This is a genomic window from Staphylococcus petrasii (genome assembly GCF_002902565.1).
Lineage (GTDB): Bacteria > Bacillota > Bacilli > Staphylococcales > Staphylococcaceae > Staphylococcus > Staphylococcus petrasii.
Map to the genome: position 1 here is coordinate 1 of NZ_PPRC01000045.1, position 19569 is coordinate 19569.

Sequence of the window (19569 nt, forward strand, 5' to 3'; positions counted from 1 at the left end):
ATTAGCTCATAAAACTAAATAGTGTTTGTAACTTAAAGTTACATTTATTGGAATTAACGTTGACATATTGTCATTCAGTTTTCAATGTTCATTTTATTTAATGGAGCGGGTGATGGGAATCGAACCCACAACATCAGCTTGGAAGGCTGAGGTTTTGCCATTAAACTACACCCGCATATTTAATTTATTATTTGGTGCGGCCGAGAGGACTTGAACCTCCACGGGATTTCTCCCACTAGGCCCTCAACCTAGCGCGTCTGCCATTCCGCCACGACCGCTGGCAAAACGCATAATTAATATTTATTAATTATCGAGAACATTATTTATTGTAAATCTTTTGTAATCAAAAGTCAATACTTTTTTAATATTATTTTAAATAAATTTACTAACTTTTAATGTTTAGCGCTTTTATTAAAGCAACGATATATATAATACATGCTTATTATATTAAAGTCAATACCTTATCCATAAAAAATTCAAAGCACTTTATCAATGTTATTAGTCAATGATAAAGTGCTTTGAATGCAATTTTATTATTTTTTAACCATTATCTTTATATTTTTAAAACTATTCTATAACCGTTCATCTTCTAAGATATTGCTTCAGTTTTAACTTGCCCCCACATTTACCGCATCTCATTCTGCCAACATCTACTTTCTTAATTCTTAAATATTCGCTTCCACAAGATACACACTTATAAATATAATTTGCTCTTTGTTCATAGCTTTCAAGTGCTTTACAGTAACGTGGTGCTTCCACTTTTTCACTTAATCTTTTAAAGTCCTCATCTCGATGTTTATATCCCTTACCTAATAAATGCAAATGGTAGTGACATAATTCATGCTTAATGATATCGACAAGCGCTGCTCTTCCGTATCTTTCATATTGTTTCGGATTTATTTCAATATTATGAGAAGATAATAAATATCTACCACCTGTAGTTCTTAACCTTTTATTAAAGTAAGCCTCATGTTTAAATCTCCTGTTAAAACTTTCAAGAGAAATCGTTTCTACTAATTGTTGTAAATCTTTATTATTCATTAGGGTTAATCATAGTTAATGCAACTTTGTCTTTAGTTTTATCAATATTTAAAATCCATACATCAACTATATCTCCTACACTCACAACATCCATAGGATTTTTCACAAACTTCTTAGATAGTTTCGAAACGTGCACTAAACCATCTTGTTTTACACCTATATCTACAAAAGCACCAAAGTCTACTACGTTTCTAACAGTTCCGCTTAGTTTCATACCTTCTGTTAAATCTTCAATTGATAACACATCAGATTTTAAAATTGGTGTTTCATATTCATCACGTGGATCACGGTTTGGTGCCATTAATGACTTAATAATATCTTCTAATGTTGGCACGCCTATTTCTAGTTTAGTAGCAATGTTTTCTATATTGATGTTAGAAAGTTCTTGTTTTAACTTTTCAGAACCTAAGTCAGATATAGATAAATTTAAACTTTCTAATAAATTATATGTTGCTGCATAACTTTCTGGGTGAATTGACGTATTATCTAAAGGCTCCGTACCGTTTACTATTCTTAAGAAACCGATACTTTGTTCAAATGTCTTAGCACCTAATCGTTTAACTTTACTAATTTCTTTATTATGTTTAATAGCTCCATTTTCTTCACGATAATCAATAATATTTTGAGCTATTGCACCTGATAATCCAGAAACGTATTGCAGTAATGATTTAGAAGCAGTGTTAACATCTACGCCAACTTGGTTAACCGCAGTTTCAACAACGAATGTTAATGCATTCTCTAATTCTTTTTGATTCACATCGTGTTGATATTGACCTACCCCTATAGATTTAGGATCGATTTTAACTAATTCACTTAAAGGATCTTGCACACGTCTTCCGATTGAAACAGCACTTCTTTCTTCTACTTGGAAATCAGGAAACTCTGCTCTAGCCACTTCAGAAGCAGAATAAACAGATGCACCCGCTTCATTAACTATAATAAACTGCGCATTTAATTTATATTTCTGAATAACATTTGCTACAAATTGTTCTGTTTCACGACTTGCTGTTCCGTTACCAATTGCAATTAATTCTACGCCGTTCTCTTTGATGATACGTGTTAATTCTTTTTCAGCTTCTTGAACTTTCGCTTTTGGAGGATGTGGATAGATAACGCTTTTTGCCACAAATGTTCCGAATGGATTGATAACTGCGAGTTTACATCCTGTTCTGAAAGCTGGATCAACACCTAGAATTTGTTTTCCTTTCATAGGAGGTTGAAGTAATAAATTTTTGAGATTTTCACTGAATACTTCGATTGCATGATTTTCAGCTTTTACAGTTAAATCTCCTCGAATTTCACGTTCTATTGAAGGCATAATTAAACGTTTTAAACTATCTTGAATTGCTTCTTTAATATATTGTAATTGAGGATTTGCTGATTTAACTTCATTTTTTTCAATAAAAGTTTCAATATGAGACGTATCAAATTCAATTTTCACTGATAATACTTTCTCTTTTTCGCCACGGTTCATAGCTAAAACTCTGTGATTAGCTACTCGCTTAATAGGTTCAGAGTAATCATAATACATCGCATATGTTTCTTTTTCATCTTCCGCTTTTTTCTTTTTAGTAGTAGTAATTTGGCCTTGATGATAAACATCTTTTAAGATTCGGTTACGATATTTAGGACTATCAGAAATATGCTCGGCGATAATGTCTTGAGCCCCTGCTATCGCATCTTGTATTGTTTCTACTTCTTCGTTTAAATATTGTGTTGCTTGTTGCTCAATATCAGAACCTTTTCCTCCGATAATCCATTGAGCGAAAGGTTCAAGTCCTTTACGTTTTGCTTCTGTTGCTCTCGTTTTCTTTTTCTGTTTATAAGGTCTATATAAATCTTCTACCCTTTGCAATTTAGTTTGCTTTAAGATATCTTGTTTAAGTTCATCAGTTAATAGACCTTGTTGCCCAATATTATGTATAACTTCTTCTTTTCTCTTTTGTAAATTCGCTACATATTGATATTCATCAGAAATTTGTTTTATTTGGACTTCATCTAGCCCGCCAGTCGCTTCTTTTCTGTATCTAGCAATAAAAGGAACAGTATTATTTTCTTCTAAGAGTTGTAGTACTGCTTTAACTTGTTTTTCTGAAAATTGATATTTTGCTACTATTTCATCAATTAAATTTTTATCCATTATATAACCACACTTTTTCAAAATTTCATTTTCAATTTTAGCATATAATAAACAATCATTTTATTTAAACTATTTTCTACATTTTTCTCTTACCTTATCCATAATTAAAAGACTATCAAGATAGATACCTGATAGTCTTATATATTATTAATATTGAATTATTGTTTTGCAGCTTGTTGTAATTTTTTAATTGCTGTTCGCTGTAACCTTGAAACGTGCATTTGGCTAAGGCCAATACGCTCGCCAGTTTCTTTTTGGCTTAATCCTTCAATGAATGTACATTGAATAATTTCTCGTTCTCTATCAGATAAAATTGGTAAAATACGTTCAAGAATCATACGTTTTTCTGTTAAATCGTAATTATCATCTTGTTGACCCATGATGTCTAATAGCGTCACAGTCGAACCATCTTTGTCTGCTTCTATAGAATGATCTACACTTAAAGCATTATAACTTTGGCCCATTTCCATAGCTTCTAGAACTTCTTCTTCAGAAACTTCTAAACGCTGAGCGATCTCAGCAATTGAGGGAGAACGTTCAAGTTCGTTTGTTAGTTCATCACTCACTTTTTTAATCCTCGGCCCGATTTCTTTAATTCTTCGTGGAACATGGACACTCCAAGTTTTATCTCTTAAATACCTTTTAATCTCACCAATAACGGTTGGTACTAAGAATGCTTCAAATTTGCGATCAAAAGATAAATCAAACCTGTTAATAGCACCTATTAAACCAACCATACCAACTTGAACTAAATCTTCATGATGTGATTGTCCTTTTGAATATTTATAAGCTAAAGACTCAATTAACTTGCGGTAATGTGCTACAAGTCTATCTTGAGCATTTGTATTTGCATTTTCTTGGTGTTCTTTAATCCATTGGTTAATTTGTTCAGGTGATACATCATTAACTGATTTCGACTCTTTCGTCATTATTTGGCACCTGCTCTTTTTTTATATACTTAATCATGCTGATTGTCACACCAGATTCTTTGAAAACTTTTACTTCGTCCATCAACGATTCAATTAAGAATAATCCTAAACCGCCTTCACGTAAAAAGTCTATATTTTCATTTTCGGTATAAGGCCCTAATTGAGACTTAGTAGTTTCATAATCAAAACTTTCACCTTGATCAGAAATGATGATTTTAATTTTATCATCAAATACTTCAAAACATATATTAATCATACCATTTGTTTCATCATTTTTGTATGCATGTTTAACTGCATTCGTAACCGCTTCACTTACAGCAATTTTAGAATCTTCAATATCATCGTATGAAGCTCCGGCTCTTGAAAATACACCTGATAATGTTAAACGAATCAAACTGACATATTCTGCAGAGGCAGGTAGTTTCATTTCAATATAATCATTTTTAGGCAAGTTAATCTACCTCCGTTCCTTCATTAACGTGCATTAAGTCTTTTAAGCCAGTGATATCAAATAATCTACTAATTCTATCTGATGCTCCAAAGATATATAATTCCTTACCATTTTGATTTAACGCTTTTAATGTTCCTACAAATAAACCTAAACCTGTTGAATCCATATAACTTACATTTGTTAAATTAACATGAATATCATGTGTACCTTCTTGACGCATTGGAACAAGCACCTCTTCAAGTTCTGGCACTGTGTAAACGTCTAATTCTCCTGCTACGATAACTTCATAATATTCATCATGTGTTATCGACTCTATATTAAGGTTCATAGTTTGACACTCCTACTCTTTATCTTTACAAATATGTATACTCTATTTAGTATACCCATTACTATTATAATATAACCAAAAAATTTAATATCTAATTTACGCGTTTTATAATTAAAATTGTCATATCATCGCGTTTATTAGGATTTTGCACTTTTAGTATAGCTTCATATAAGATTTGTACAATATCTTGTGGATGCATATGTTTATATTTACGAATTAAATTAAGTAACGTTTCTTTCGTAATAAATTCTCCATCAGAATTACGTGCTTCCGTTACACCATCTGTAAATATAATGACAAGATCGTCTAGACATATTTGAATCTCTTGTTGGCTATAACGTGTATGTTGACTTACACCTAAAACGCGTCCTCTTACATCTATTTCTTCAAATGTTTCAGTTTCTGCGCGATACACATAACCAGGTTCATGCCCAGCCGAACTACAATACAGTAAATGATTCATTTCTTCGTATAAACCATAAAACATAGTAACGAACATATTTTGGTTAACGTTCTTTTCTACTACTCGGTTTAACCTTTTAAGTCCATCGCTTGGTAATTGCGAGTGTCCGTAAGAGTCCATTCCGAATTTAATCATACTCATGGCTAAAGCGGCAGGAATCCCTTTTCCAATAACGTCAGCTACTGCAAAGCTCATCGTCCCATCTCTATGATCAATTAAATTGAAATAATCTCCACTTACTTTTTGTGCTGCTACTGAAATAACGCCAATTTGAATGCTGTCGAATTGAGGAATATCTGTTTTCAACATCGTTTGTTGAAGCCTAGAGGCTAAATCGATCTCTTTATCGTGGAATTGCATTTTATCTACTAACTTTTGGTAATCTCTATAGCTATACCCAAAGCCTTTCACTACCTCTTGCAAAATATCAAGTGTTTCAAGCAATTGAGATTCTTGGAGCTGTAAAGAAGAAACATACGATTTATGTATTTTAACCACATCTTCAGGCAGAATATCTTTTTTGATTACTTCATCCGTAAAATCGTGACACTTTTCTAGAAATCGTTTTTTATCTTTTGTAACCAAGCTTTCATCTATAAGTCGTTTATAGTGTTTTTTAAATTCTTCCACGAATCTGCCTCCTTACTTCATAGTTGCATAACTTAAATTTTAATTTCGTTAATATAAATTGTATTTATTCACAAATTTTATTAATGATTTATTTAATATATTCAAAAAAAATACTACTATTTAAAAAAGACTTTAGGAATTACCTAAAGTCAACAACTTAAGTCATCAATTTAATAGCATTTATAAAAAAGTACTATTTTGTAGGTAATGATAACCTATAATTGCAATTTTGAAAAAAATCAATTAATTATTATACTAATGCTTTTTTCTTTAACTATTTGTTAAAGATATACTTGGTATATACATAAAAAACTCAAGTTTTTTGAGGTCGAACCTCATGTAACCCTAAACTAATATCTAGAGCTTCATCTACTTCTTTCATTTTTTCTTCAGATAAATAAGTTAATTTTTCTTTTAACCTTTTTTTATCTAAAGTACGAATTTGTTCAAGTAGAATAACTGAATCTCTATCCAATCGATATTTTTGTTTCTCAATTTCTACGTGTGTTGGTATTTTTGCTTTATTAATCCTGCCCGTAATTGCAGCAACAATTACGGTAGGACTATATTTATTACCAGTATCATTTTGAATGATAACTACAGGTCTTACTCCCCCTTGTTCAGAACCCTGTACTGGTGACAAATCAGCTAAATATACATCGCCTCTTTTAATCATTCACTTTTATAATTCGAAATGATGTACGATTCGTTGCAATCACAAGCTTCACATTCTAAAGGAAAAGCTTCTGTTGCTAGGGAGAGGTTTAAATCGGCCATTTGTGCATAGCCTTCTTTTAAAGATTGTTCAAGACTGTGGCTTCTATTCTGATTAAAAGTTAACATACTATGAACCTCCATCGGATACCAAATAAGACATTGTAAACCTTTATTTAATTTTATAATAACAAATTTTATATCTAGTGACTATACTATTTTAATAATTCATTTGTTACATATTTTTGATTATTTATATAATATATGCGAGGTACACGTCTTCCAAAATTACATAAGACTTCATAGCTTATCGTATTTTGTTTATCCGCTAAAGCTTCAACAGATTGAGGCGTATCAAATTGATTATCAAGTAAGACTACTTTGTCCCCTTCTTGAACTTCGTCAGGCACTTTAACTATAGTTTGATCCATGCATACTCTACCTATAATTTCACATTGCTGATTATTGATATTTACAGTTGCACCTTGCATTGATCTTAAATATCCGTCAGCGTAGCCAATTGGTAAGATAGCTATTTTAATATTTTCAGTGGCAGTATATGTACTACCGTAACTTACTGATTCGCCAGGATTTAAATATTTCGTTTGTACAACTTCAGTAGTTAATTTAGCGCTAGGTTTTAATTTGGTTTGAACGATACTTTTCACATAATCTGATGGATAATAACCATATAGTGATATACCTAATCTTAGTGCATTACATAATTCACAGTCTCTTAATAGTGAACCCGCTGAATTTTGTGCATGAATATATTTAGGTTTAGGCGCGTTGTTAACCAATTTTTCAAATAAAGCATATTGTTCATCCATTGAATCGCCTGGCTCATCTGCATTTGCAAAATGAGTATACACACCTTCAAATACTAAGTTTTCGGATTCTTGTATAGTATCTATAATGTCTTGATATTCTTCTTGGGTCTTGATACCTAATCTTCCCATGCCTGTATCTAATTTTACATGTAACCATAAACGTTTTTGATTGTCCTCATTGATTAAACGCATTGCACTTGTTAACCATTTTTTAGAAGGAACAGTTAAAGCAACACGATGTTGTATGGCTTTATTAATATCTTCTAAAGGAATAACACCTAATATTAAGATTTGTGCACTGATACCATGCATGCGTAATTCAATCGCCTCATCTAATGTTGCCACTGCAAAGAAATTAGTACCTTGTTGCATTAAGGATTGCGCGATTTTAACACTGCCTAATCCATAGCTATTTGCTTTTACGACCGGTATTACCGTTTTATTTGGATGCATTTCAGAAATAGTATGATAATTTTCTTGAATAGCGTCTAAATCTACGTTTAAATAGGTTGCTCTATAAAATTTGTCTGACATAAGAAGTCCTCCTCAACACTTTAGATTTATTCGTCAATAAAATTTGATTACTTAAATCTATCTAACTTTAATTTGTACTATTCATTATAGTACTGTTAATCTTGCTTTTCTAATATAACTTGGCTCATTGCATAATTTTCAGTATGTGTAATAGAGACATGCACGATAAAGTTAGGATATTCAATACACGGTTTTCCTTTTTCATCGTTATAGCAATTAATATCATTGAAAGCTACAGTTTTGCCTAATCCAGTACCAAGCGCTTTGCTAAAAGCTTCTTTTGTAGCAAAGCGTCCTGCTAAAAATTCTATTTTTCTTTTTTCACTTTTAAATGAATTAAACTTTTCTTGTTCTTGCGTAGTAAGTATACGTTCAACTAACTTATTTTGTTGTTTCTGATATACTTTTTCAATACGATCTATTTCAATTAAATCGACACCTAGACCATAAATCATCTTTTATCCTCACTTCACTTTTTATATTTCCTCATCCAATTCTTCTAATTCTTCACTTTCATTTGCTTTCTTAAATTGAAGAATTTCTTTTAATTTTGAAGCTTCTTCTTTATTAATTAATTCAATTTCGGCATCTCCACCAGCAGTTGATAAATGTAAACTGGCTAAGTTGTATTGTCTCATGAAATACCCTTCTTCAATATCGATATTTTGTATTCTATAGAAAGGTATAATGGTCGTTTGAATAAAGATAATCCCCTTTCTTATATAAATCTCATTATCATTATAATAATAACGAAAGTTTTTATATTTTAAAAATGGAGCACCAAATACAAAACAAATGACAAATATAATTAAAACACCAATTGCTAATACAATCGTCCAAACTGGACTCATCAAATGCATATAAGCAATATCTAAATATGTTACAACACTTACTATAATCAAAAATACGATAAATATAATTAACGCAACCAGTCGCATTACTTTAGGACCGTTCTTATGCATATATTTATAATCATTCATTGTACTCACCTCGCAAATAGCCATTTACATATTGATTCACTTTATTGTCATGTACAAATTTCAACTTCATCTCTTCAAATTCTGCTCCTTTAGCAATTAGAAAACTAACATTCTCTAAATGTGCTCTTTCAAGGAATGGATGTTGTTTAGTTTCCATGCCAATAATCTTATCTGTTTTGAAATAATATGTATTGAAGCTAAATGTATTTACTTCACGAAGTGCAATTTCATCATTTTTGAAATTTAATCCTGCAGCGCGAATATAAATATAAGCGTGCAATGCCATTAAGCCAATAATTAAAAGAGCTATAATAATACTCCAAGCACTCCAAAAATAAGTCCCAATGCCAGCTGCTATCATTAAAATTATGCTAGGTATTAAAAAATGTCTGTGATAACCACGCCATGGCATATCAGTTTTTATATCATTAAACTGCATTTCCGGAACAAGTGATTTAATAATGTGATAAGCCTCTTGTCGTTTAATGAACGGTAAGATCATAATTTTACCATTATCACTAGCGTCTTCTTCTGAAGTGATATCTAAATCACTAGTAATAATAAAGTGTATTGATGTATAACCGAACAATTTTCTTAGAAAAGATTGCTTCTCAAGAACAGCTTGCAATCTATCTGTAGGCACGGTAATATTTTTTACATTTAATAAACCATAACTAATCTTAAGTTGACTATCTTGTTGCGTAACCGTGTAATTATAATATCGAACGATTGTAATGAGTGTACCTATGATATAACTAACTAATAACACAACTCCAACTATAATCAATACAATAAATAATACTGAATTAATCCAGTGCCAAAGGCTAGATGTCCATTTTTCCCATGGAATCATGTGTTGAAATGCCCCTAGTATAGGCGACACAGTTGCTAAAGCTACGCCAATAGCACCACTCGTCATCGCCATAAGCAATAAGGAACGCCACGACATTTTATAAAGCGTTGATTCGCTTTGTATTGTACTAGAAGCAACGTTATGAGTACTTTGAATAGGCTGTTCTTCAACTACATTTTGTTCACTATTTACAACTTCTTCATTTTTATCTTCTTTCATTTGTAATTGACGTTCGCGAATCGTTCGTTCAATTAAGTTACTCTGCTCTTTTGAAATAGTAGCTAACTCTACTCCATCACTTGGTGTTTTGATTTGTAAACTCACACCACCAACGATTTGATTAACTAATCCTTGAGTAGTGTCTAGCGACTGAATTCTACTTAAATTTAATTCTTTACGTTTTTTATTTATCCATCCAGATGTCACTATAAAATGCTCATCTTCTATCCAATATCGTGTTACATATACTTCTAAAAAGTGATGAATAAATGTAACTATAAAGATGAGTAAAAATATAGCTGGGCTAATATAATTTCTTATATCTGTAAAATCAAAATCCCAGCTATTAAACACTACAAATATAATAAAAGGAATAATATTTTGTTTTATAACTTTTATTAAACCATCTACATATGAAATAGGATGCAACTTTTGAGGATTATACATCAGAATCTGCACCTCTCAATGTTTCTAGAATATGTTGTGATAAATGCTCTGCTTGAACTTCAGACATTAAAGGTAATTTCACTTCGTGTCCTGCTGTAACAAACACAACAGTATTAAGATGAAAAGCTTTTAATAATGGATTGGTTTTAATTTGAAGATATTGTAATCTCTCGATTTTAGTCATTTGATGATGCTTAAAGATAAACATAGATTTAACTTCGACATTTTTCGCATCTACACTATAATAATGGAAACGATAACGCACATACGGTTGTATGACTAAACGAAGACAACTTAAAACGAACAAGAAGATTAAAATGTAGAAAATAAAATGATACCAATTAAAGTAGTTCCACATTGAATGCAAAGCACCTAATATAATTAACTCAATTAGGAATGTAACACCGCTCATTATCCAATGAATAGCGTATGCATTTTTAGGGCTTTTATGAAATGAATCTTCTAACTTCATCATAAACTCCTTTGCAATTTTTCTTAATTATATCATACTGATTTAATTCTATATGATTACTTTAATATACATTTTCCAACTACACATTATACTTTCTTTATAAGTTTTATATATTTTTGCATACAAAAAAACACCTCAACTCATTGAGGTGTTTCAGACTAAACGTCCAATTCTATTTTTGTAAATCTGCAAACGTACGAGCTTTCATTGAAGGTTTACCTTTATCTTGTCTGTCGCGACGATCTGATTTCTTACCTTTTTTCTTATTGAAGTTACCTTTTGAACGTTTGTTTTTATTATCAAATTTATTATTACGTTTACCACCTCGGCGTGATCCATTTCCTTTACCTTGACGACTTTTACGTGCTAAAGGCTTTTCAAAAGTTAATTGAACTTCAACTTCATCGTTCGCTTCAACTAATTCTTGTAATAATGATGCAACTAATTCAGTGCTATCATATTCATCTAATAATTCACTTGAAATGCGTTTTAGACGTGCTTCACTTTCACGTGACATCCAGTTTTTAACTTTATCTTTAATATCTTCTTCACGCGCTTTAAGCACTTCTTTACGATGTGGGGGTCTTAAAGCATTCATTCTTCTACCGTTAACTTCCTCAATTTGACGGATGTAATCCATTTCAATTGGGTTTACAAATGTAACAGCGATCCCTTCTTTACCTGCACGACCAGTACGGCCAATTCTGTGCGTATAGCTTTCAGTATCTTGAGGAATATCAAAGTTATAAACGTGACTTACGCCTGAAATATCCAGACCACGTGCAGCAACGTCAGTCGCTACTAAAATATCAATTTGATCATTTTTAAATTTCTTTAATACTTCTAAACGTTTCGCTTGAGTGATATCTCCGTGTAAACCTTCAGCTTTATAACCTTTAGATAATAAAGCACTTGTTAACTCATCAACACGGCGTTTTGTTCTACCGAAGACAATTGCTAATTCAGGTTGGTGAACATCTAAGAAGTTTGTAAAAGTATCGAATTTCTCAAGTTCTTTTACGATTGTGTAGTATTCATCAATTTGTGGATCAGACATTTCATTATTCATTGTCTTAACAATTTGTGGAGATTTCATAAATTGTTGTACTAAAGTTTGAATTGCTTTAGGCATTGTAGCTGAGAATAACATTGTTTGACGTTGCTCAGCTGGAATTTTATCCATAATAAATCTCATATCATCGATGAAGCCCATGTTCATCATTTCATCCGCTTCATCCAAGATTAATGTATGAATATCATTTGTTTTAAGTGTACGACGATTTAAATGGTCAATCACACGACCAGGCGTACCTACTACGATTTGTGGTCCACGTTTTAACGCTTTGATTTGTCTGTCAATTGGCATACCACCAAATACTGTAACGACCTGTACATTTTGTCCACGACTGAATTCGCGTAACTGTTCAGCTACTTGCATAGCTAATTCTCTAGTTGGTGCTAAGATTAAAGCTTGTACACCTGATTTACCAACTACTTTTTCAATTAAAGGAATCCCGAAAGCTCCTGTTTTACCTGTACCAGTTTGAGCTTGTCCAAGGATATCTCTTCCTTCTAATGTGTAAGGGATACTTTCTTTTTGAATCGGTGTAGGTTCCTTAAACCCCATTGCTTCAAGGGTTTCTACCGTTTTATCCGAAATCCCTAATTCTTTAAAATTTTGCAATATAATTCTCCTTTAAACTAACTTTTTTATCAATATACGTCTGTGTATATAAGGTCCTCTTATTACGTCAACTTCTATATAGTACCACCTAAAAATATTTATCGCAATAAAGCAATTCCTTACTTTCCTTCAATATATAGCTCATCTCTTCATAATAGCGGTTACATTTTTTAGCTTCTTTTTTGGGAAAAGGGCATAAAAAACAAACCATTGTGCGATTTTAAACATCCACAATGGCTTGTCAGAAAAACATATATATAAATATATAGTGATAATTAAATAATTTGATTTACGACTTCTTCAAGTTTATTTCCTCTAGAACCTTTGACTAAGACTTTGTCTTGAGGCACTAAATGAGATTTTAAATACGCTGTCAATTCATCTTTGCTTGAGAAGTGTGCCACATTTTCAACAAACTGACCACCTACGTCGCTAATAAATTTAGCATCTGTACCGTAAGTAAGTAATGTATGAATACCTTTATCTTCAAGATGTGCACCAACTTCTTCGTGCATGCGTTGGCTATTCTCACCTAACTCTAATGAATCAGCAAGCACTAAGACTTTACGTCCGTCCATATTACTTAATGTATCAATGGCTGCTTTCATACTTGTAGGGCTCGCATTATAAGCGTCATTAATCACTGTGATGTCATTATCCGTCACATGACGTTCCATACGCATACCAGTAAGTTGAACATTATTAATATTACGTTGAATTGTGTCGTAATCTAATCCAAGTTCGTGGCCTATAGCGATGGCGATAGCAGCATTCTTCATATTATGGATACCTAAAATAGGTAATTCATAATGTTCTTCACCGTTAATATCAAATGCGATACCATCATTTTTACTATTTTTCACTTCGCATACTAAAACATTATCCGAATTTAAGCCGATACTAATTAATTTAGCGTTCTTAACTTTCTCAACGTGAGGCACTAACAATGGTTCATCGCCATCATAAATAAATGTGCCACCCTCTTTTAGGCCAATCGTAATTTCTGATTTAGCTTTAGCGATGCCTTCGCGTGATCCTAAATCTTGCATGTGTGATTCTCCGATGTTAGTAATCACAGCGATGTCTGGCTCAGCTATCGTTGATAATAATTCAATTTCGTGGAATCCTGACATACCCATCTCTAGAATTGAAATTTCTGTATCTTTATCTAATTCTAAGATAGTTAATGGTAAACCAATTTCGTTATTATAATTGCCCTGTGTCTTTTTAACTTTAAATTCAGTATGTAAGACACTTTCAATCATATCTTTCGTAGTCGTTTTACCATTTGATCCTGTAACCCCGATAACTTTAGGATTAACATGTTTTAAATAAGCTTTCGCTAATTGTTGCAACGCAGTTAATGTATCTTCAACCCAAATAATTGGTCCAATAATGTTTGCGTCAATGTCATGCCCTTTTTCATAAAAAGAAGCTCCGGCGCCATCTTGTAACGCTTGTGCTACAAAACGGTGGCCGTCAACGTTCTCTCCTTTAAAAGGAATAAATAGCATGTCTTCTTTAATCGCACGTGAATCGATTGTAACCCCTTTGATCGTTTGATCTAAGTATTGGTCGTCAATCTCACAAGGTATCCAGTTTTGAATGTCTTTTAATGAAACTTCTATCATAAATGAATTCCTCTCTTAATCGATTGTGTATTTATTTTTCTTTTTATCTTCGTGACGCTCTTTGGCTAAGTCGATTAATTTAGTGATTAAGTCTGAGTAAGATAAGCCCATGTTCTCCCAAAGACTTGGATACATGCTAAATGCTGTGAATCCTGGCATAGCATTTGTTTCATTTATGAAAATTTGATTATCTTCAGTAACGAAGAAATCGGCACGTACTAGACCAGAGCAATCTGTAGCTTTGAAAGCTTCAAGTGCCATATTTCGTAAAGTTGTTTGAACTTCTTCATCTAATTCTGCAGGGATTTGTAATGAAATTTTGCCATCTTTATATTTAGATTTATAGTCGTAGAAAGCAACATCTTTGATAACTTCACCAGGCCATGTCGTTTCTGGATAATCGTTACCTAAAACGGCTACTTCCACTTCACGTGCATTGATACCTTGTTCAATAACTAATTTACGGTCGAATTGGAATGCTTCAGCAATACCTACTTTTAATTCTTCTTCGTTATTACATTTACTGATACCAACACTTGAACCAAGGTTCGCTGGTTTTACGAAGACAGGGTATGTAAGTTTATCATTAACAAGTTTAATGATATTGCCTTGATATTTTTCATACTCACTTCTTAAGAAGCTAATGTAAGGTAATTGAGGTAATCCGCGATGTTCAAACAATTGTTTCATAACTAATTTGTCCATAGAACTTGAAGCGGCTAACACACCATTTCCTACGTAAGGTAAGTCAAGTACTTCAAATAATCCTTGGATTGTACCATCTTCACCGTTTGGACCATGTAATAATGGGAATACTGCGTCGTATGCGTTGCCATTACTACTTTCTTTTAATAATAATGTGATTTCTCCAGCGTCAACATCTGATAAATGAAGCTCTTCTACTGATTCAATTTTTTCAACAATATTATCTTTTTTCTTCCATTGTCCATCATTAGTGATATAAATAATATCTACTAAATATTTATCTTTATCTATCGCATTTAATACATTTTGCGCAGTTAAAATCGAAACATCATGTTCAGCACTTTTACCACCATATACGATACAAATATTTTCTTTTACCATATTCAATTTCCTCCATTGAGAAAGATTAGAACAAAAGCGTTATAAATTTAAACAATATTTTTTCTTAAGAATTTTATTTTCTCAAAAATTCAAAGTTTCTTAATATATAAATTGTTAATGCCTTAGTCTCTTTCATCATATTATAATATGATTAATCACTGATTTTAAGTTTTAGATTAAACATTTATTAATTTTTATGTAGTTTATTTAGTTCTTCCTAAAAATCAATATTATCACAGTATGTGCTATTTTTGCATTTCTCAACAAGTAAAATACCGACTTCTTTTTTGTTGATTTTCATTACATTATATTTACTTTTTGAAAATTTAAATTAGTAAGCAAGCTTGTTATTCTCTAGCAAATTCACATAAAGTCATGTAAAATCGATATATATTAAGAATCGTGACATTACAGTTTTTAAGGAGTTTTTTATGAAATATTCATCCCGTCAACAGCCTTCAAAACATTGGCTACGAAAAATCGACTGGGTACTCATAGCATTATTGACTATCTTAGCAATTATAAGTGTTGTAACTATTAGTTCAGCTATGGGTGGCGGCCAATATAGTGCCAATTTTAGTATTCGCCAGATTATTTACTACATATTAGGTGCTATAATCGCTTTACTAATTATGTTGTTTTCACCTAAAAAAATTAAAAACAACACATACATATTATATATCTTTTTATGTATTTTACTCGTAGGATTATTAATCCTTCCTGAAACATCTTTCACGCCAATTATTAATGGTGCTAAAAGTTGGTATTCATTTGGTCCTGTAAGTATTCAACCATCTGAGTTTATGAAAGTAATCTTAATACTTGCGCTTGCTAAAACCGTCGCAAATCATAACCGTTTTACTTTTAATAAGTCATTTCAAACTGATTTAATGTTATTCCTAAAAATTATTGGTGTTTCTATCTTACCTATGGCATTAATTCTATTACAAAATGACTTAGGTACTACATTAGTCATTTGTGCCATTATCTTAGGGGTTATGTTAGTAAGTGGTATTACTTGGCGCTTGCTTGCACCAATTCTTATTGCTGCAGCAGTAATTGGCGGTAGTATTATTCTAGCTATTATTTACAAGCCTAGTTTAATTGAGAGTTTACTTGGCGTTAAAATGTATCAAATGGGTCGTATTAATTCATGGCTAGATCCATATTCTTACAGTAACGGAGACGGTTATCACTTAACAGAGTCATTAAAAGCAATTGGTTCTGGACAATTATTTGGTAAAGGTTATAACCACGGTGAAGTTTACATACCAGAGAACCATACAGACTTTATTTTCTCTGTTATCGGAGAAGAAATGGGATTCCTTGGCGCAGTGGTCTTATTGCTTATCTTCTTAGCTTTAATCTTCCATCTTATAAGACTTGCTACAAGAGTTGAATCACCATTCAGTAAGATTTTTATTGTGGGCTATATCTCATTACTTGTATTCCACATCTTGCAAAATATTGGAATGACAATTCAACTTTTACCAATTACAGGTATTCCGCTTCCATTCATAAGTTATGGTGGTAGTTCGTTATGGAGTTTAATGGTAGGTATAGGCATTATACTTTCTATTCATTATCATCAACGTCAAACCATGCCGAATAACAAATAATTAAAGACGCTTAATCATAACGTTACGTGATTAAGCGTCTTTTTGTATAAACTATTTTAGTTCGTGTCGTACTTGCGATGATGTAGGCAAAGTGTTGATGATGTCTAAACGAGATTTTGTCTTTTTAATATTCACACCTAAAGATGATAATAATTTGACTACATTTTGTATCTTATCCGATTTACTCATTGGTAATCACCTCGTTTTTTGACTTTCAAGGTTATACTACCCCAATTAAATTAGATTTACCATACAATTTTAAAAATAATTTTTAATTTTTTATTAAGAAATTCGTAAATTAATTTAACACTTTAAATCTATCATCATAAATTTCTTTTTCAATACTATTTAAATTTGTCGGTGTTTCGTATTCAATTACTACAGATTTGTGTTCCGCACTTACTTCAACTTCTTTAACACCAATCATTTGAGATAAGCGATGTTGCAATTGAGTAGCTTGTTCACTTTTTTCTAATCCTTCAATGTTTATAGTACTTTTAGCCATGTTTTATTCTCCTAGTCTTTCATTAACTTTTGAAAAGTCACCAATAATTCTTCCATTGCTTCTTCTTGAGCACCGTTGTTTACTTTATCCATGATACAACTTTTCATATGATAATCTAATAATTTCGTCGCAACACTATTAAGTGCTGATCTTGTAGCTCTTATTTGAGTTAACACATCATCACAATACACATCGTCTTCAATCATACGATTGATTGCTCTTACTTGCCCTTCAATTCGATTAAGTCTTGATTTTAAATTCAATTTCATCTGTTCAGAATGGTGTGCATGCATTTCACTCGACAAGGTAGTTCACCCTTTCTTTTATTCTATAATATCGTATAGTTTAACGATACTTTTCGTCAAATGCATTAACTTTTTTAGCTTAAAATTGATTGTGTCATTTTGAATTCTGCATGATACAATAATTATTAAGAAAAGTAATAAAAAACTTATACTTTTTGCAAGAATAATATCTATAGAGGGAGGCACAAAATGTTAGAACTTTTTTCAATGGCTTTTGCCCATTCAACTTTGATTATTAATATTATCTTAATTTCTGCCTTTCTTTTAAACTTAATTTTCGCGTTCGTTATTATCTTTATGGAACGTCGCAGTGCTGGTTCAATTTGGGCATGGCTTCTAGTTTTAGTATTTCTGCCTATTATCGGCTTCATATTATACTTATTATTAGGACGTCAAATTCAAAAAGATCAAATTTTCAAATTGAATAAAGAAGATCGTAAAGGACTAGCAATGATTGTTGACGAACAAATCGACGCTTTAGAAAGTGATGATTTTTCAAAAGGCAATCATCAAATCGTTAAGTTTAAAGAAATGGTCCGTATGCTGTTATTTAATAATACAGCATTCTTAACAACAGATAATCGTATTAAAATTTTTACAGATGGAAATGACAAATTCGATGCATTAATTGAAGATATTAAAAATGCACAAGACTATATACATATTCAGTACTACATTTTCAAAAGTGATGGTTTAGGCCGTCGCATACTTTCTGCGCTTGAAGCAAAACTTGACGAAGGCCTGGAAGTTAAAATGTTATACGATGATATGGGTTCTAGAACATTACGTAAAAAAGATATCAAACACTTTAGAGAGAAAGGCGCACATGTAGAATCATTCTTCCCTTCTAAACTGCCATTAATCAATTTACGAATGAACAACCGTAATCACAGAAAAATCGTGATTATTGACGGTAAAATCGGTTATGTTGGCGGATTTAATGTAGGCGACGAATATCTTGGAAAAGATAAGAAATTTGGATATTGGAGAGATACGCATTTACGTCTTGAAGGTGACTCAGTTAACGCGCTTCAATTACGCTTTATTCTAGATTGGAATTCTCAATCAAGTCGTGACTTTATTGAATATGATGACCGCTATTTCCCAGATGTAGATTCAGGTGGCTCTATAGGTGTGCAAATTGCTTCAAGTGGCCCTGATGAAGATTGGGAACAAATTAAATATGGTTATTTAAAAATGATTTCATCGGCAAGAAAATCAATTTATATTCAATCTCCTTATTTCATCCCTGACCAAGCGTTCCTTGATGCAATTAAGATTGCAGCATTAGGTGGCGTAGAAGTTAATCTGATGATTCCTAGCATGCCCGACCATCCATTTGTGTATTGGGCTACATTAAAAAATGCAGCTTCTTTATTAGATGCGGGCGTTAAGATTTATCAATATGACAATGGTTTCTTACATTCTAAGACGCTGATTATTGATGATGAAATTGCTACAGTAGGAACTGCAAATATGGATAATCGTAGTTTCGTTTTAAACTTTGAAGTAAATGCTTTCGTTTATGATAATGATGTAGCACGTCAATTAAAAGAAGCATTTATCCAAGATATGAAAGTATCCTATCGTTTAACTAAAGAGCTTTACGCGAAACGAAGTACTTGGATTAAATTTAAAGAAGGTATTTCTCAATTACTTTCTCCAATTCTTTAATTTTTATGTTATAGAGGCTTAGGTTTCCTAGCCT

21 protein-coding genes and 2 tRNA genes are annotated in these 19569 nt (G+C 32.0%); 2 read left to right on the forward strand and 21 right to left on the reverse strand.

Annotated elements, in window-relative coordinates:
• Nucleotides 1-101: 101 nt before the first annotated feature.
• The 18 genes from CD127_RS07725 to CD127_RS07810 form a co-directional block, all read right to left on the reverse strand.
• Nucleotides 102-175: transfer RNA gene (locus tag CD127_RS07725), tRNA-Gly, on the reverse strand.
• A 17-nt stretch (nt 176-192) separates the two neighbouring features.
• A tRNA-Leu gene (locus CD127_RS07730) sits at nt 193-278 on the reverse strand.
• Between the two features lie 304 nt (nt 279-582).
• Nucleotides 583-1041 (reverse strand): SprT family protein, encoded by a 459-nt coding sequence (locus tag CD127_RS07735; protein WP_103298033.1) that lies wholly within the window; start codon nt 1039-1041, stop codon nt 583-585.
• On the reverse strand, nt 1034-3181 hold the full coding sequence (locus CD127_RS07740; RefSeq protein ID WP_103366321.1) for a Tex family protein: 2148 nt from the start codon (nt 3179-3181) through the stop codon (nt 1034-1036). Before CD127_RS07740 ends, CD127_RS07735 begins: the two co-directional genes overlap by 8 nt.
• A gap of 158 nt (nt 3182-3339) precedes the next feature.
• Nucleotides 3340-4110: an RNA polymerase sigma factor SigB gene (gene sigB, locus CD127_RS07745; RefSeq protein WP_103366322.1), complete on the reverse strand. Its 771-nt coding sequence runs from the start codon at nt 4108-4110 to the stop codon at nt 3340-3342.
• The gene (gene rsbW / locus CD127_RS07750) at nt 4085-4537 is read right to left on the reverse strand and encodes an anti-sigma B factor RsbW (RefSeq protein WP_229716423.1); all 453 of its coding nucleotides are present in this window, start codon (nt 4535-4537) and stop codon (nt 4085-4087) included. The genes sigB and rsbW overlap by 26 nt, the downstream gene beginning before the upstream one ends.
• Before the next feature lie 25 nt (nt 4538-4562).
• Complete coding sequence (locus CD127_RS07755; protein WP_103329699.1) at nt 4563-4889, reverse strand: anti-sigma factor antagonist; 327 nt, start codon at nt 4887-4889, stop codon at nt 4563-4565.
• Nucleotides 4890-4980: 91 nt separating this feature from the next.
• Nucleotides 4981-5982 carry a SpoIIE family protein phosphatase gene (locus CD127_RS07760; RefSeq protein ID WP_103298028.1) on the reverse strand — a complete coding sequence of 334 codons (1002 nt, stop codon included), beginning with the start codon at nt 5980-5982 and terminating at the stop codon, nt 4981-4983.
• Between the two features lie 313 nt (nt 5983-6295).
• Nucleotides 6296-6658 carry a type II toxin-antitoxin system PemK/MazF family toxin gene (locus CD127_RS07765; protein ID WP_103298027.1) on the reverse strand — a complete coding sequence of 121 codons (363 nt, stop codon included), beginning with the start codon at nt 6656-6658 and terminating at the stop codon, nt 6296-6298.
• Nucleotides 6655-6825: a type II toxin-antitoxin system antitoxin MazE gene (gene mazE / locus CD127_RS07770; protein WP_103298026.1), complete on the reverse strand. Its 171-nt coding sequence runs from the start codon at nt 6823-6825 to the stop codon at nt 6655-6657. Before mazE ends, CD127_RS07765 begins: the two co-directional genes overlap by 4 nt.
• A gap of 86 nt (nt 6826-6911) precedes the next feature.
• Nucleotides 6912-8060 carry an alanine racemase gene (gene alr / locus CD127_RS07775; protein ID WP_103366323.1) on the reverse strand — a complete coding sequence of 383 codons (1149 nt, stop codon included), beginning with the start codon at nt 8058-8060 and terminating at the stop codon, nt 6912-6914.
• A gap of 95 nt (nt 8061-8155) precedes the next feature.
• Complete coding sequence (gene acpS / locus CD127_RS07780; RefSeq protein WP_103298024.1) at nt 8156-8515, reverse strand: holo-ACP synthase; 360 nt, start codon at nt 8513-8515, stop codon at nt 8156-8158.
• 21 nt (nt 8516-8536) lie between these two features.
• Nucleotides 8537-9040: a PH domain-containing protein gene (locus tag CD127_RS07785; protein ID WP_103366324.1), complete on the reverse strand. Its 504-nt coding sequence runs from the start codon at nt 9038-9040 to the stop codon at nt 8537-8539.
• Entirely contained in the window at nt 9033-10559 is a 1527-nt protein-coding gene (locus tag CD127_RS07790; RefSeq protein ID WP_103366325.1) for a PH domain-containing protein, read from the reverse strand. Before CD127_RS07790 ends, CD127_RS07785 begins: the two co-directional genes overlap by 8 nt.
• The gene (locus CD127_RS07795; RefSeq protein ID WP_103366326.1) at nt 10552-11031 is read right to left on the reverse strand and encodes a PH domain-containing protein; all 480 of its coding nucleotides are present in this window, start codon (nt 11029-11031) and stop codon (nt 10552-10554) included. The genes CD127_RS07790 and CD127_RS07795 overlap by 8 nt, the downstream gene beginning before the upstream one ends.
• 172 nt (nt 11032-11203) lie before the next feature.
• Entirely contained in the window at nt 11204-12715 is a 1512-nt protein-coding gene (gene cshA, locus CD127_RS07800) for a degradosome RNA helicase CshA (protein ID WP_103298020.1), read from the reverse strand.
• A 275-nt stretch (nt 12716-12990) separates the two neighbouring features.
• Complete coding sequence (locus tag CD127_RS07805) at nt 12991-14346, reverse strand: UDP-N-acetylmuramoyl-tripeptide--D-alanyl-D-alanine ligase (RefSeq protein ID WP_103366327.1); 1356 nt, start codon at nt 14344-14346, stop codon at nt 12991-12993.
• Nucleotides 14347-14361: 15 nt separating this feature from the next.
• Nucleotides 14362-15432 carry a D-alanine--D-alanine ligase gene (locus CD127_RS07810; protein ID WP_103366328.1) on the reverse strand — a complete coding sequence of 357 codons (1071 nt, stop codon included), beginning with the start codon at nt 15430-15432 and terminating at the stop codon, nt 14362-14364.
• Between the two features lie 431 nt (nt 15433-15863).
• Between CD127_RS07810 and rodA the strand changes: the two genes are divergently transcribed.
• The gene (rodA, locus tag CD127_RS07815) at nt 15864-17051 is read left to right on the forward strand and encodes a rod shape-determining protein RodA (protein ID WP_103298017.1); all 1188 of its coding nucleotides are present in this window, start codon (nt 15864-15866) and stop codon (nt 17049-17051) included.
• Nucleotides 17052-17102: 51 nt separating this feature from the next.
• Here the strand turns inward: rodA and CD127_RS07820 are convergent, their stop codons facing one another.
• From CD127_RS07820 to csoR, 3 genes are all read right to left on the reverse strand, one after another.
• On the reverse strand, nt 17103-17240 hold the full coding sequence (locus CD127_RS07820; RefSeq protein ID WP_103298016.1) for an Lmo0850 family protein: 138 nt from the start codon (nt 17238-17240) through the stop codon (nt 17103-17105).
• A 109-nt stretch (nt 17241-17349) separates the two neighbouring features.
• Complete coding sequence (gene csoZ / locus CD127_RS07825; RefSeq protein ID WP_103366329.1) at nt 17350-17556, reverse strand: putative copper chaperone CsoZ; 207 nt, start codon at nt 17554-17556, stop codon at nt 17350-17352.
• 11 nt (nt 17557-17567) lie between these two features.
• Nucleotides 17568-17849 carry a copper-sensing transcriptional repressor CsoR gene (gene csoR, locus CD127_RS07830; protein ID WP_380493284.1) on the reverse strand — a complete coding sequence of 94 codons (282 nt, stop codon included), beginning with the start codon at nt 17847-17849 and terminating at the stop codon, nt 17568-17570.
• A 201-nt stretch (nt 17850-18050) separates the two neighbouring features.
• Here csoR and cls point away from each other — a divergent pair, with 201 nt between their 5' ends.
• Nucleotides 18051-19535, forward strand: a complete 1485-nt coding sequence (cls, locus tag CD127_RS07835) for a cardiolipin synthase (RefSeq protein ID WP_103366330.1) — start codon at nt 18051-18053, stop codon at nt 19533-19535.
• Nucleotides 19536-19569: the final 34 nt, after the last annotated feature.

What these genes read in the sequence shown, in the direction of transcription:
- CD127_RS07735 (WP_103298033.1), bottom strand. Translation starts at nt 1,041, where the DNA reads ATGAATAATAAAGATTTACAACAATTAGTAGAAACGATTTCTCTTGAA.
- CD127_RS07740 (WP_103366321.1), bottom strand. Translation starts at nt 3,181, where the DNA reads ATGGATAAAAATTTAATTGATGAAATAGTAGCAAAATATCAATTTTCA.
- sigB (WP_103366322.1), bottom strand. Translation starts at nt 4,110, where the DNA reads ATGACGAAAGAGTCGAAATCAGTTAATGATGTATCACCTGAACAAATT.
- rsbW (WP_229716423.1), bottom strand. Translation starts at nt 4,537, where the DNA reads ATGAAACTACCTGCCTCTGCAGAATATGTCAGTTTGATTCGTTTAACA.
- CD127_RS07755 (WP_103329699.1), bottom strand. Translation starts at nt 4,889, where the DNA reads ATGAACCTTAATATAGAGTCGATAACACATGATGAATATTATGAAGTT.
- CD127_RS07765 (WP_103298027.1), bottom strand. Translation starts at nt 6,658, where the DNA reads ATGATTAAAAGAGGCGATGTATATTTAGCTGATTTGTCACCAGTACAG.
- mazE (WP_103298026.1), bottom strand. Translation starts at nt 6,825, where the DNA reads ATGTTAACTTTTAATCAGAATAGAAGCCACAGTCTTGAACAATCTTTA.
- alr (WP_103366323.1), bottom strand. Translation starts at nt 8,060, where the DNA reads ATGTCAGACAAATTTTATAGAGCAACCTATTTAAACGTAGATTTAGAC.
- acpS (WP_103298024.1), bottom strand. Translation starts at nt 8,515, where the DNA reads ATGATTTATGGTCTAGGTGTCGATTTAATTGAAATAGATCGTATTGAA.
- CD127_RS07785 (WP_103366324.1), bottom strand. Translation starts at nt 9,040, where the DNA reads ATGAATGATTATAAATATATGCATAAGAACGGTCCTAAAGTAATGCGA.
- CD127_RS07790 (WP_103366325.1), bottom strand. Translation starts at nt 10,559, where the DNA reads ATGTATAATCCTCAAAAGTTGCATCCTATTTCATATGTAGATGGTTTA.
- CD127_RS07795 (WP_103366326.1), bottom strand. Translation starts at nt 11,031, where the DNA reads ATGAAGTTAGAAGATTCATTTCATAAAAGCCCTAAAAATGCATACGCT.
- CD127_RS07805 (WP_103366327.1), bottom strand. Translation starts at nt 14,346, where the DNA reads ATGATAGAAGTTTCATTAAAAGACATTCAAAACTGGATACCTTGTGAG.
- CD127_RS07810 (WP_103366328.1), bottom strand. Translation starts at nt 15,432, where the DNA reads ATGGTAAAAGAAAATATTTGTATCGTATATGGTGGTAAAAGTGCTGAA.
- rodA (WP_103298017.1), top strand. Translation starts at nt 15,864, where the DNA reads ATGAAATATTCATCCCGTCAACAGCCTTCAAAACATTGGCTACGAAAA.
- CD127_RS07820 (WP_103298016.1), bottom strand. Translation starts at nt 17,240, where the DNA reads ATGAGTAAATCGGATAAGATACAAAATGTAGTCAAATTATTATCATCT.
- csoZ (WP_103366329.1), bottom strand. Translation starts at nt 17,556, where the DNA reads ATGGCTAAAAGTACTATAAACATTGAAGGATTAGAAAAAAGTGAACAA.
- csoR (WP_380493284.1), bottom strand. Translation starts at nt 17,849, where the DNA reads ATGCATGCACACCATTCTGAACAGATGAAATTGAATTTAAAATCAAGA.
- cls (WP_103366330.1), top strand. Translation starts at nt 18,051, where the DNA reads ATGTTAGAACTTTTTTCAATGGCTTTTGCCCATTCAACTTTGATTATT.